This is a genomic window from Bradyrhizobium sp. CCGB20 (assembly GCF_024199855.1).
Taxonomy (GTDB): Bacteria; Pseudomonadota; Alphaproteobacteria; order Rhizobiales; family Xanthobacteraceae; genus Bradyrhizobium.
Map to the genome: position 1 here is coordinate 5,476,318 of NZ_JANADN010000001.1, position 13,334 is coordinate 5,489,651.

Genomic DNA, 13,334 nt, shown 5'->3' on the forward strand with positions numbered 1-13,334 from the left:
ACGGAAATTAAAAGCTACCTGCCCAGGTGGCATCTGGCTATGCGCCGATAAGCGGCCTAGCCAGCTAAAGCTGGCGCCCCCTCTACGCCCGGCTGCGGGCCAGCTCCTTCTTGCGCGAGCTGCTGCGTTGCCGTCCACCATGGAAGAAGCTCGCCTAGATCGAACGGGAACTGACGCGACGGTCCAAAATTGCGCCCTGCCTCTGTGTCGCGATGGACTTCACGGAACTGCCACTCAGCATATTGCTCCTGTTGAGCGGCTTGGAGTGATCCCAGGAAAATGTCCTCGTTCGAGGTGTGCAGGACTTGCTCCAGCTCGGCGATGGGGCAGACGATCACATTCCGCCGGTCCTCGGCGGCTATGTTTCCCTCCTGGTCGGTTAGGCGCCGTGCTTCCTCGATGATGCTGGCCCGAAGCGAGCGGCTCATCATCGCGAATGGATCGAGGGTAAGCACCATCGCGTAGGTGCTGGGCGCGAGCTGAAGATCGACGATGCCCTGCCGGACATGCGAAAAGAAGCGCCATAGTTGAAAGATGCCCCGCGAAATCTGGTGATACTGCTTCTTCTGAGCCTCAAAGGGGTCTTCCGCGAACTGGGCGAGATACGTCAGCTTTGTTGCTTTGCACTCCGCCACAAGCACCACGCGCCCGGTGTCCTTCACGAGCACGTCAGGGCTATCGATCGGGGCAGCGTGCGGCCCGTAGCGGAAAGCGCGACCAACCTCGAAGCGCGGCATCATAGTTGAGATGTACTGGGTGCAATACTGCTCGAAGCGATCGTTAGCCTCGTTCAGGAGCGCCTGTCCCCCTCCGATGAGATCGTAGTATAGGCCGGAAGTCGCGCGCATGAGGATGATCTCCGGAATGGGCGCGATGAAGAGATTCGGGTTTGCCTGCTGAAAAATGAGCGGCGAGCGTCGCAGCACGCTCGGTAAGTAGGCGGTTGGCACCGGACGTCCGTGCTGCTCGTTGATCCGTGCCACGTCGTCAGCGCTGCGTGCGCGCGCCTCTTCGACTTGTATCGACATCATCGGGAGAGCGCTTTCCAGGATGGCGTGCGTGAGCCCTATCTCAGGAGCTTCAGTGCGGCCGATCCACGGCGTGCGCTGGTAAGACGCGAAGTACGCGAATGCGGCGAGTGCAAATTCAGATGTCGTGAGGCCGTATCGCTCCCGGAAGTACTGTCCGCATTGTCCCTGGCCGTAAACAAACAGATACCGATAGAACTGGGGCAGATTGAGGTAACCGCGCTGCCAGTGGAACTGGCGCTGCGCAATTCGATGCATCTCACTAAAGATATCGAAGACGCCATCTGCAAGATAGAGCCCGGCCTCGACGTTCTCCAGTGAGCGAAGCCGGTTCACGGTTTCCCGGATAGAGGCGAACTTTGAGCAATTGAGGTTGAGGTTCGCGCCCTCGTGAATTTCCTGCTTTGCCGTAAGAAATAGCTGGATGACAAGCGTCTCTAGTTCCCAACGGTGGACCGCAAATGGCGAGCCAATGCTCGAATCGGCGGCCTGCTGGGGATAGCTAATGAACGCGCCCGCCGCTTCCACGCGGTCCGATTGGAGCGCGTCGGTAGCCCAGATAAGCTGGAGGAAGGGGATGTCGCCCGAGCGCGCGAACATTTTGCCCAATTGCTTGGTGTGGTACGCGACTTTCGCGGCACTTAATCTTGGCGCTCGGGGCGCTCTCGCCATGGCGTCACCGGGGGGCATAATGGCTTAGGGATTACGGACTGGTGACAGCATCGGCTGCTACGTCGAGAGCGGGTGGGCGGTGATTAGCCTGGGCGGCTCGCCATCCTTGTGGTCGTTCCAGACGCTCCGAATGCAGTAATCCTTCCCGGACGGAGTCGGCATAAAGCAGTCGATCACCGTCTTCACCCCGTACGGATGCGGAACGACTTCCGCGATCTTGTTGTTCGCAGCGTGCGTTCGCAATGCGGTGGCGAACTCCTCAATCTTCTCCTTGGAAAAGCCAACGCTCTCGAAGAACTTTGCTTTCCCTGCACCTTCAGGATGTTCGGACGACAGAAGATAATCGGTCACTTTCGTCGCCTCCACCCTAAGCAGATGTGGATCGACAAGCCGCGAGCCCTCCTCGCGCAGCGGCTCAGGATTGTTCATTGGCCGGCTCCAAGACATCTTTATCCAACGTCAGTACCAGACCCGGCCTTTCGCGGAACTCAACCTCGTAGGCAATTCCCTCGTCGTAAACATCGACCACGACTCCAATTGTGCCCGCAGGAATGTCGATGCCACCACTCAGCAGCGGTCTCCTAGTTCGCACCAGCTGGTGCTCCGCAAATGGCATGACCGGGTGAACTGAACGATCAGCTTGGGACCTGAGTGCCTCGTACAGCTGTGCGGGCCCCAATAGAATAGACTTGAGGCCTGCCCTCACCTTTGCAGAATCCAGCGCCTGCCGGCTCATGGTTTGATGAGCTTCTAGCGTGTCCATGACAGCATCAAGGAGGGCGTCGTCGAGTGTGGGCGAGCTTGCGAACTGAGCTTTAGTGTTGTTTGCAGCCTGGGTGACCAGCGCCTGCGACTCCAAAAGCTTACCTCTAATCACGTCATTGACGTAGACAAGCTGATCACCTTCGGTCAGGTCGCCGACAAACAGGTCGTTCATCTTTGCGATGATGTCAGCGAGGCGGGCCCTCTCCTTCTCCTGAACCGAACCAGAGCCAGCGTCGCGGACTGGTGGAATCTTCGGGCTATCGCCATCGGCCAGCACAAAAGGTCGCCGTCCGAGACTCTTCACGGTGTGGTGCGTGAGGACCAACTGGGATATGTCGATTGCCTCCCGTTCACGCCCAAACTCCAGCAATCTGGCTAGATGCTTGAAGAACAGAAAGCGCTTCTCGATGTCCGTATTGCCATAGTCGAAAATTTGCGAAAGGAACGTGTAGACGCGCACGAAGCCTGCCATGTCCCCTTTGAAAAGGAGCAGAGCATCCATCTCGCTCTTGGCTGCTTGCGCGATGTTGGTTTCGCCTCTGTCCTGCGCAGCCACCCAGGAAGCCTTTGCCGCACCGTATCGCTTCAGCAACCGGTCAACGGTTGGACCGATCGCAGCGACCAGATCGCCCTGTCTCGACTTAGGATTCATCAGGACTTCTGCGACCCTGTCCACTTCATAGCTGTCATAGTGGCCGGCCGCGTCGAGCTTCGCGCGCATGTCGAAGATGATGTTCGGGTCCGTTACGCTCTCCAGCTCGGCAGTCTCGTAATACGTCTTGAAGGCAGCCAGCACCTCCTCTGAGCTATTCACGAAATCGAGTACGTAGGTCGTGTCCTTCCCAGGATGAGCGCGGTTCAGGCGCGACAACGTCTGCACCGCCTGAATGCCCGCAAGCCTGCGGTCAACATACATCCCACACAGAAGAGGCTGATCAAAACCAGTTTGGAACTTGTTGGCTACTAGGAGGACATGGAAGGTGGGCCCAGCGAACGCATCACGAATATCACGTCCCCGCAGGTCGGGGTTCAAGGTCGGGCTCGCCTCAGTAAAAGGCGCATCACCGGACTCGGGATCGCTTACCTCACCCGAGAAGGCAACCAAGGTCCCAAGTGGATAACCTTGCTCCCTGATGTACTTGTCGATCGCAAGCTTCCAGCGGACTGCCTCTTTCCGGCTCGCCAGTACAACCATAGCCTTGGCTTTGCCTTCGAGCAGCGGCTGCACATTCTCGCGAAAATGCTCGACAACGATCTGCACTTTCTGACTGATGTTGTATGGATGGAGCCGCACCCACCGCATGATGCCGCGAGTCGCGGCGCTGCGTTCTACCTCGGTGTCATCCATCTCCCTCCCGTCTGCTGCAAGTCGGAAGGCCAGTTTGTAAGGAGTGTAGTTCTTCAAGACGTCGAGAATAAAGCCTTCCTCAATAGCTTGGCGCATTGAATAGACATGGAATGGCGCTGGTATACCGTCCGGCCCCGGGCGACCGAAGAGCTGCAGGGTCTTTGCCTTTGGCGTCGCGGTGAACGCAACATAGGTGATACCCTTATCGCTGGCACGCGCTTCCATTTGAGCCGCCAGCAGGTCCTCGGTGTCGATCTCGCCGCCGTCCGTGAGCTGAGCAATTTCTTCCGCGGACAGCACTTCTCTGAGCTTTGCTGCCGCCTCCCCTGTCTGACTCGAATGCGCCTCGTCAGCGATCACGGCAAATTTCTTGCCTTGCGTCGCGGCCAATTCACGCACCGCCGCCAGCGCGGTTGGAAACGATTGAATTGTGCAGACGATTATCTTCTTACCAGCAGCTAATGCTCGGGCCAGCTGTCCCCCTTTTCCGCCCGCTTCGTTTTTGATCGTCTCAACGACGCCCTGGGTACGTTCGAAATCAAAGATGGCGTCCTGAAGCTGTGCGTCAATCACCCGACGGTCGGAAACGACGATCACCGTAGAGAAGAGCTTCTCATCGTTGGCGTCATGCAATTCGGAAAGAAAATGCGCGGACCACGCGATAGAGTTGGTCTTTCCCGATCCAGCCGAGTGCTGGATCAAGAACTTACTACCGGGCCCCTCCGCGAGCACAGCCGCCTGTAACTTTCGCGTCGCGTCAAGCTGGTGATACCGCGGAAAGACGATGCGATTGATGCGCTTCTTCTCGTCCCTTTGGGTGACGAGATATCGTCCGAGAATCTCAAGCCAACTATCCCTCTGCCACACTTCGCCCCACAGATAACTGGTCGGATGACCGAAGGGCGGCGTCGGGTTGCCGGCTCCACCCTCGTCCCCTTGGTTAAACGGCAGGAAGGTAGTAGCCGGACCTTCCAGCTTGGTAGTCATCATAACCTCGCGGTTCGAGACCGCGAAATGCACGAGAGCGCCGGACGGAAACGTCAGCAGAGGCTCAGGTGTCGCGCCCTTCGGCCGCGGGAATCGGTCAAATCGATATTGATCAACGGCATCGCCCACACTTTGGGTAAAATCCGTCTTCAACTCGACCGTCGCGGTCGGGATCCCGTTCAGAAACAAGACAAGATCGATACAGTTCTCGTTCGCCTGCGAGTAGCGAACCTGACGTACCGCCCGCAGTCGATTGGCCTCGTAGCGGGATACGATTTCTGGATTCATCCGCATTGCCGGCATGAATTGGGCCATTATGACGGGAGCGCGAACCCCAATCATCTCCACGCCTGCGCGAAGCACATCTAACGTCCCGCGATCGTCCAGCGACTTTCTCACCCGGTCGAGCAGCGTGGCTTCTGCGGCCGCGCCATGCGCCTTTTTTAGTGCCTCCCAAGCATTCGGCTGAGCTTGCTGCACCCAAGCAATCAGGTCGCTGGGAAACAGCGCACGCGCGCGGTCATAGCCTTGCGCGTCACCGATAGCATACAGCCAGCCCTTAGCGGCCAGAGCGGTGCAGACTTCAGTCTCGAAGTTGACTTCCTCGTGAAGACCGATCACGCAAATAGCCTTCCTCTGGTCGTCTTCGGCTCTCTTCCCTCCGGCACGACAGCATGACGTCGCATCCAACCGAGCCAAATATGCAGCTGCTGGGCAGTGAACTTCTGCCGCTTTTCCGGATGCCAATCATCGAGCACACCGGCAACAATCGCATTATCGCTGGGACTTTGCCCATCTAAGAGGACGTCGTTCCAAACAGCATAAAGGGTGGCGACTGCCTCTACACTCTTCGTGTCCAGTTCTCCCAAATCTGCGATGAGCTTGCGCATTACTTTTGCGCGAGCGCCGAGCGCTCGATCAAGCTGACTCCCAAACCTGTCCGGTCTACCGCAGACCCTGTACGTGACCTGACGTCCATGTCCACCGGGCTGCTCGACTGATACGTGGCCGATCTTCTGAAATTGTCCTTCCATATCCTCGATCAGCCGCGGGTCAAGCGGCCCTGCTGCTTCGCGTTGATACACGCCTGCGAGTTCGCGTACACCCGCGTGGACTTCTGTCAAATAGACAATCTTGTGTGTCTTGGTACGCCCGGAGCTTGGCTTGTTTGCTATAGCCTCGACAATTGCGGCCCCCACCAAAAGGCGGGCCTGCTGGCTATCGAAGACCGATTGCGAGAGAGCACCGATGGCCCGCACGTCGATTTTGCCGGTCACGGCAGCTTCAACAAGTATCATCCGACGTTCTTGAAGGAGTGATACAGCCCTCTTAGCTGCGGCGATCAATTTCTCGAAATTACGCGATTGCGCCTGAACGTATTCGACAATCTGCTTCTGTTCTTCCAATGGAGGCACGCAGACGCGGAACGCTTTGATCTCGCTTTGTGGAAGGTTGTTGGCCATGCCATCCGCTCCGCTGATCGCATTGACAATCTGGCAACGCAACGCATGGGAAGCGAATAACCACACAACAAAATCGGGAAGGACGTCGTCCTTGCAAATGAGACGAAACAACTTGTCAGATAACATGAGCTGCCCGCGTGTTGAGCGAACTCGGGCGACAGAGCCGATCAGATCGGGCGATCCGTTCGCGCGCGACATGATGATATCGCCGGGCCGCACCTCAAGGGTTGGGTCCGGCGCAAGGTTGGCTGGAAGCGCCTTGTTTTCCTCATCCCTATATACGCCACCATTGACACAACCAGCTTTGAGTACGCCCCACTCGCTTCCTTCAGCAGGACGAGAGTCACACTCCGGGCTCCACCCCTGTTCAAACTTACTGATTAGGTGGCGGGCCTGCCGGACACTCCAGTGGGCAGGTATATCGCCGAGCCAATCGACACCCGACGGGTTCACAGGAACGGCAGGATCAAGTCCCTTTGTGACTGCATGAGAGATCACGGCTTGCCGCTTCTCGTCGAGAAGCTGGATTATCTTTTCCTGCTCGTGCACCAGGGCGTCAATTTTCGCTGTCTCGCGGTCGAGAAAGTCGGAGATAATGACCTGCTCCGACCGGCTAGGCATCAATATTGGCAGGCGTTTTACGTCGGAGAATTTCATCCCCTGACGAACCCCACCCCCCATCGAATAAAACACTTTTTGAAGATCGTAAGCTCGCAGCAGGAAGCTGAGGTATCGAGGATTAATGCATATTGGCGTAGTCGCTAGATAAGCGGAGGTGATGATCCCCCTCTCCCCCACCAACGCAGTCCGCAAGCTACGCTTGTCATTCTGCAGATCGGTAAGACGCCAAACCACATCGTTTGACTCAACGATTTGATAAGTCTCGAACGACTCAGGAAGAAGACCATCGTTTTCATTGATGTCTTTCCGGACAATTCGACCATAACTCAGCGAGAGCAGGTTGCTTTCTATCATCCCGCGATTGGACCGATAGCATTCTGAAGCAACCGCAAGAAGAGGCTTGACCTCCCAATGCGCGGGCATAGGTCCTACCCACTCCACACCGCTATCGCGGAAGCGCTCGTAACGTGGAAAGCTCACGCTGCCAGCCCCGCGATCAGAAGTTTAATGCTCTCTGTGACCTGCTTTAGATCTTCGTCGATTGCAGCCAATGACCTAGGCGGATCGAACGTGTAGAATTGCCGATTGAACGGAATTTCATACCCTATTTTCGTTTTGGTTGAATCGATCCAAGCACCTATCGCGTAAGGCTTCACCTCGCGATCGAAGTAGGACTGCACGTCTTCTGTCAGGGGAACATTTTCTGTGTCTCGCAGCGAAACATCCGGCTGCGGCTTACCTTTATTTTTTCCTTTGTCGAACATAACACAACGGCCCTGCTCATCTGTAAGGGGGCGCTCGACCACGATCGTTCGATAACCGAAAGCAGTGTTTGGAAGGATACGGGAGAGAGGTGCAACCTTGCGCTTGCCGCCTTCGGGAGCTTCGGGAGTCTTCTCGCCGTGGTGAACTACTATCCGACTAACCTCTTTACCGCCTGCATCGAACAGAGTGGCGATCTCTGCTGCCTCGAATCGTCCAAACAGGCGAGTGATTTCTGCGATACCCTCATCCGACAACTCCTTGCGCTTCTCGCCGAGCAGCTTTCGTATTTTCTGTCCGAAGCCCGAGGCGTCAATGAGTTGCAGCAGACCTTGCCGGAATGCGGCTTTTCTGTTCGTAACGATCCAGACGTAGGTCGCAATGCCCGTATTGAAGAACATATCCGTGGGCAGCGCGACAATGGCTTCAACCAGATCGTTTTCTAAGAGATATCGCCGAATCTCGCTCTCGCCCGACCCCGCTCCGCCGGTGAATAGAGGCGATCCATTCAGCACAATTGCAAATCGGCAACCACCCTCGACATCCGGACGCATTTTTGAGAGCATATGCAACAGGAATAGTAGCGAGCCATCGGAGACACGGGGAAGCCCCGGGCCAAAACGACCAGCAAATCCCTGTTGTTCATACTCCTCGCGGACCGCTTTCTCGACCTTCTTCCATTCGACTCCGAAGGGAGGATTAGCCAGCATGTAGTCAAAGGTGCGTCCATGGTGACCATCTTCCGACAGAGTATTGCCAAAGACGATATTCGAGACATCCTGACCCTTTATCAGCATGTCGGCTTTGCAGATCGCATACGATTCCGGATTCAACTCCTGACCGAACATTGTGAGCTGAACGTCCTTAGCACCTGATTTCAGATGCTCTTCAGCTACGGAAAGCATGCCGCCAGTACCTGCCGTAGGATCGTAGATCGTCCGCACTATACCCGGCTTGGACAGGGCATCATCGTCCTCGATGAATAGGAGATCGACCATCAGGCGGATAACGTCGCGCGGCGTGAAGTGATCACCTGCAGTCTCATTCGACGCTTCAGCGAATTTCCGGATCAACTCCTCAAACACGAGCCCCATCTGGCTGTTCGAGACTCGGTCAGGATGTAAGTCGACCCCAGCGAACTTTTCCGCGACCTGATAGAGTAGCTTGGCCTTCGACAGCCTCTCCACCTGGTTGGCGAACTCGAACTTCTCAAAGATGTCCCGAACCTCAGCCGAAAAGCCCTGGACATAGGAGAGAAGGTTCGGTCCAACGTGAGCGGCGTCGCCTAACAGCTTTTTGAGATCCATCGGCGAAGTGTTGAAGAAGCTTTGCTTAGCCTTCCGCTTGAGGAACGGCTCGGGATTCAGCCCTGCCTTCTTTCTCTTTTCAAACTCCGCCAGCACGTCATCCTTGGTGGGCGCCAACACGCAGTCCAGCCGCCGCAGTACCGTAAACGGGAGGATCACCTTGCCGTAGTCCGCCGGCTTGTAGTCGCCTCGCAACAGATCGGCGACGGACCAAATGAAGGCCGACAGCGCTTGTTGGTTCATTACAGCTCCCTGGGCGTCACTGACTCACAGCTTCGTTATAGACGGTGGCAATCGTCAATTGTGCATCTTTTAGTATAGAGCATGCGGCAGCAACGCTGCTTCCATTCCCAGACTGTCGCGTCTGCTGCTCAGCGCGGCGCCGATACCCTGGTCGATCCACACGGCCCGTTGCCGCCGCAAGCGCCCCTCTGGCTGATGTCCCAAGCACGCGGAATCGGCGGCGTCCGATATCTCTGCATGAACCGGTCATGCCGGCAGCGTACAAGGCAACGTCATGGCCAGTTTGTCTTTGATGATCGCCACGAGGCCGACTGCCCCTTCGTCTAGCGGGCAAACTCTCCGCTGCGAACCGAAGCCGTGGTGCCTCCAAGGCTTGGCCAGCCGCTTGTTCGGCGCGCCACGAAGCCTACCTACGCCGGTGTGCACCCAACTCATCGAAATAGACTGTGAACACAAGGGGCGATTCGGCGGGCAAATCCCGCAACACTTTTACAGTTCCTTGCCCGGACCGTTTTGTGGGGCAAGCCAAGCGTTCGAACGATCTTTGTAAGAAATTGAACCTGTTGCTGAATTTTGGTCGGAGCGAGAGGATTTGAACCTCCGACCCCTAGTCTCCCAGACTAGTGCGCTAACCGGGCTGCGCCACGCTCCGAACGTCGTTCCATTAGCTAGGATCGCTGCTTTGCGCAAGGCGAGGTCACACCATTTTGGCGCCTCTCCTGAAGAGGGCCGGTGCCGAAAGCACCGGAACTGCCCGCAAAGCCGGCCGATCCGCCCTAACCGTCCTTCATTGCCTGATCCAGCATGTCCCGGCAGGCCACGAGGTCGGCGAGCGCCCGTCCGAGCCGCTCCCGGTCCAGCGCGCTGGGGCCGGCGGGCGCGGCGGGAGTGCCGCCCTTGCGGAAGGTGGTGAGGATGTCCTCGTCGTCGACCTCCGTGAAGCGGAAGTCGATGCCTTCCTCCTCGTCGCCCTGGTAGTCGTCATCGTCGGCATCGGTGATGCCCTTGATGGGCGCCTCGTCGTCGTCGGGCTCCATCAGGCTCGCGCCGATGGCGTCCTCGATGGCTCCGAACGAGACCGCGGCCGCGCCGTCGGCGAGGCCCTGCACCGATTTGACGCCGTGCTCTTTCAGGATCCGCTGCACCCCGCGGATGGTATAGCCCTCCCCGTAGAGCAGGCGGCGGATGCCCTTGAGCAGGTCGACGTCGTCGGGGCGGTAATAGCGGCGGCCGCCGCTGCGCTTCATCGGCTTGATCTGGGAGAATCGGGTCTCCCAGAACCGCAGCACGTGCTGCGGAATGTCGAGTTCCTGCGCTACTTCGCTGATGGTTCGGAACGCATCCGGCGCCTTGTCCAAATGCCAATCCTTTCCGAAGGGCGATTACGCCTCGGGTTGAGCCTTGCTGGCGTCGCCATTGCCGCGATGCTGGGTGTTGATCCGCTGCTTCAGGATCGCCGACGGCTTGAACACCATCACCCGGCGCGGCGAGATCGGCACCTCGGTTCCCGTCTTCGGGTTACGGCCGATACGCTGCCCCTTCTTGCGGACCATGAAGGAGCCGAACGAGGACAATTTCACCGTCTCGCCCTTCTCGAGGCAGTCGGTGATCTCCTTCAGCACGAGTTCCACGAAGGCGGACGATTCCGTCCGCGACAGGCCCACCTTCTGGTAGACGGCCTCGCAGAGATCGACACGCGTTACGGTTTTACTTTGATCGGTCATCGCCCTGCCCCACATCACGGCGAACAATTGTTGTCTGAAATTATGAGGTTACGATACGCGGGTCAACAGCGCTCATCAATGCAGACGCATCGATAATGAGCGCTGATTCCGGCAAAATTTTATCGACTGTGACTACCAGCGCACCAGCGCGGAGCCCCAGGTGAAGCCGCCGCCCATCGCTTCCAGCAGGACCATGTCGCCGCGCTTGATGCGGCCGTCCTTGCGCGCCACCGAGAGCGCCAGCGGGATCGAAGCCGCCGAGGTATTGCCGTGACGGTCCACGGTCAGCACCACCTTCTCCGGCGCGATGTGGAGCTTGTGCGCGGACGCGTCGATGATTCGCTTGTTGGCCTGGTGCGGCACGAACCAGTCGATGCTGTCGGCGTTGAGCCCGGTCGTCTGGAAGGCGTCGACGATCACGTCGGTGATCATGCCGACCGCGTGCTTGAAGACCTCGCGGCCCTCCATGCGCAAATGGCCGACGGTCTGGGTCGAGGACGGACCGCCATCGACGAACAGCTTTGCCTTGTGGCGGCCGTCGGAGCGCAGGTGGGTGGTCACGATGCCACGGTCGGTCGCCGCATTGCCGGGCTGCTCCTGCGCCTCCAGCACCACCGCGCCGGCACCGTCGCCGAACAGCACGCAGGTACCGCGATCATTCCAGTCGAGGATGCGCGAGAAGGTCTCGGCGCCGATCACCAGCGCGCGCTTGTAGGCGCCGGTGCGCAGAAAATTGTCGGCGGTGGCGAGCGCGAACACGAAGCCCGAGCACACCGCCTGCAGATCGAACGCCGCGCCATGGTTGATGCCGAGCGCGTGCTGCACGGCGACCGCGGTTGCGGGGAAGGTGTTATCGGGCGTCGAGGTCGCCAGCACGATCAGCTCGATCGACTGGGCGTCCACGCCGGCGTCGCTGAGGGCAGCCTGCGCCGCCCTGACCGCTAAGTGCGAGGTGAACTCGCCCTCGGCCGCAATATGCCGCTCGCGAATGCCGGTGCGCTGCACGATCCATTCGTCGGACGTGTCGATGCGAGCCGCCAATTGGGCGTTGGTCACCACCTGCTCCGGCAGATAAGAGCCGCAGCCGAGCACGACCGAACGAATTTGAGTCACGAAACAGCCTCCTGCGCGGCCTGCACGGAATTGAGTGCACTACCCTCGCGGTTGAGCATCTGATTGATCTTGTTCAGGAGATCGTAGTGAGCCATCTCATAGCCAACATCGATCGCATAGGCAAAGCCTTCGGCGCTGATTCCGCCGTGGCTTTTGACAACCAGTCCTTTCAGACCCAGGAACACGCCGCCATTGGACTTGTTCGGGTCCATCTTGTCGCGCAGGGCCTGGAAGGCGCTGCGGGCAAAGAGATAGCCGAGCTTGGACAGCCAGCTCCGCTGCATCTCGTTGCGGAGTAATTCCGCCATCTGCCGCGCGGTTCCCTCGGCGGCCTTGAGCGCGATGTTGCCGCTGAAACCTTCGGTGACGATGACGTCGGCCAGCCCCTTGCCGATGCCGTCACCCTCGACGAAACCGATATAGTCGAGTTCCGGCAGGTTCCGCGCCCGCAGGATTTCTCCGGCCTCGCGGATCTCCTCGTGGCCCTTGATCTCTTCGGTTCCGATATTGAGGAGCCCTACCGTGGGCCGCTTCTTGTCGAACAGCACGCTTGCCGTGGCAGCCCCCATGAGCGCCAGCGATACCAGATGGTGCGCGTCACCGCCGATGGTGGCGCCGAGGTCGAGCACGACGGACTCGCCGCGCCTGGTCGGCCATATCCCTGTGATCGCCGGGCGATCGATGCCCGGCAGCGTGCGCAGGTGGAAGCGCGCCATCGCCATCAGCGCGCCGGTATTCCCGGCGGAGATCGCGACGTCCGCCTCGGCCTTCTTCACCGCATCGATGGCGAGCCACATCGAGGAGGTCCTGCGGCCGCGCCGCAGCGCCTGGCTCGGCTTGTCATCCATGCCGACGGCCACATCGGTATGGATGATCTTCGAAGCGGCCTTGAGGGCGGGATGCTTCTCCAGCTCAGGCTCGATCCTGGCGCGGTCCCCGACCAGCAGGAATTCAATCTCGCGATGCCTCTGAAGCGAGATCGCGGCGCCCGGAATGACCACGGCGGGGCCGACATCGCCTCCCATGGCGTCAAGCGCGATGCGCACCTTGCTTAGCATAAGTCCTGGAAACCTGGTCTGGTGCGGTCTTGAACGAGCGGGGCCGCAGAATGGCTTCGCCATGGACATGGCGACCGGCCTAGCGCCACGCCGCGCCCGGACCGGGGCGCGACAATAGCGTTTTGCTATCCCGAAACAACCTCTTGCCCCCAGCCTTTTGCATTCGGGGCGATCCGTGGGCGGCAGCGGAAATTCACAATAAGCACATTGCTATCAACGAGATAGGAGCGCCCTTCAAACCAT

Annotated in this window: 9 protein-coding genes and 1 tRNA gene; all 10 read right to left on the reverse strand. The window is 58.7% G+C overall.

All coding sequences use genetic code 11. The features are described from left to right. Positions 1 to 56 precede the first annotated feature (56 nt). Positions 57 to 1,628, reverse strand: a complete 1,572-nt coding sequence (locus tag NLM15_RS25505) for a hypothetical protein (protein ID WP_254120199.1) — start codon at positions 1,626 to 1,628, stop codon at positions 57 to 59. Between the two features lie 129 nt (positions 1,629 to 1,757). Then, on the reverse strand, positions 1,758 to 2,129 hold the full coding sequence (locus NLM15_RS25510) for a DUF6883 domain-containing protein (protein WP_254120200.1): 372 nt from the start codon (positions 2,127 to 2,129) through the stop codon (positions 1,758 to 1,760). Beyond that, a complete protein-coding gene (locus tag NLM15_RS25515; RefSeq protein WP_254120201.1) occupies positions 2,116 to 5,421 on the reverse strand; it encodes a type I restriction endonuclease in 3,306 nt (1,101 codons plus the stop codon). The genes NLM15_RS25510 and NLM15_RS25515 overlap by 14 nt, the downstream gene beginning before the upstream one ends. Continuing rightward, a complete protein-coding gene (locus NLM15_RS43780) occupies positions 5,418 to 7,364 on the reverse strand; it encodes a restriction endonuclease subunit S (RefSeq protein WP_254120202.1) in 1,947 nt (648 codons plus the stop codon). The genes NLM15_RS25515 and NLM15_RS43780 overlap by 4 nt, the downstream gene beginning before the upstream one ends. Beyond that, positions 7,361 to 9,196: a class I SAM-dependent DNA methyltransferase gene (locus NLM15_RS25525; protein ID WP_254120203.1), complete on the reverse strand. Its 1,836-nt coding sequence runs from the start codon at positions 9,194 to 9,196 to the stop codon at positions 7,361 to 7,363. Before NLM15_RS25525 ends, NLM15_RS43780 begins: the two co-directional genes overlap by 4 nt. A 574-nt stretch (positions 9,197 to 9,770) precedes the next feature. Continuing rightward, a tRNA-Pro gene (locus NLM15_RS25530) sits at positions 9,771 to 9,848 on the reverse strand. A 124-nt stretch (positions 9,849 to 9,972) separates the two neighbouring features. Beyond that, the gene (locus NLM15_RS25535) at positions 9,973 to 10,554 is read right to left on the reverse strand and encodes a MerR family transcriptional regulator (protein ID WP_254120204.1); all 582 of its coding nucleotides are present in this window, start codon (positions 10,552 to 10,554) and stop codon (positions 9,973 to 9,975) included. A gap of 24 nt (positions 10,555 to 10,578) precedes the next feature. Then, entirely contained in the window at positions 10,579 to 10,920 is a 342-nt protein-coding gene (locus NLM15_RS25540; protein WP_028152484.1) for an integration host factor subunit alpha, read from the reverse strand. Positions 10,921 to 11,052: 132 nt separating this feature from the next. Continuing rightward, on the reverse strand, positions 11,053 to 12,033 hold the full coding sequence (locus NLM15_RS25545) for a beta-ketoacyl-ACP synthase III (RefSeq protein WP_254120205.1): 981 nt from the start codon (positions 12,031 to 12,033) through the stop codon (positions 11,053 to 11,055). Continuing rightward, positions 12,030 to 13,091: a phosphate acyltransferase PlsX gene (plsX, locus tag NLM15_RS25550; RefSeq protein WP_254120206.1), complete on the reverse strand. Its 1,062-nt coding sequence runs from the start codon at positions 13,089 to 13,091 to the stop codon at positions 12,030 to 12,032. Before plsX ends, NLM15_RS25545 begins: the two co-directional genes overlap by 4 nt. Between the last annotated feature and the right edge of the window lie 243 nt (positions 13,092 to 13,334).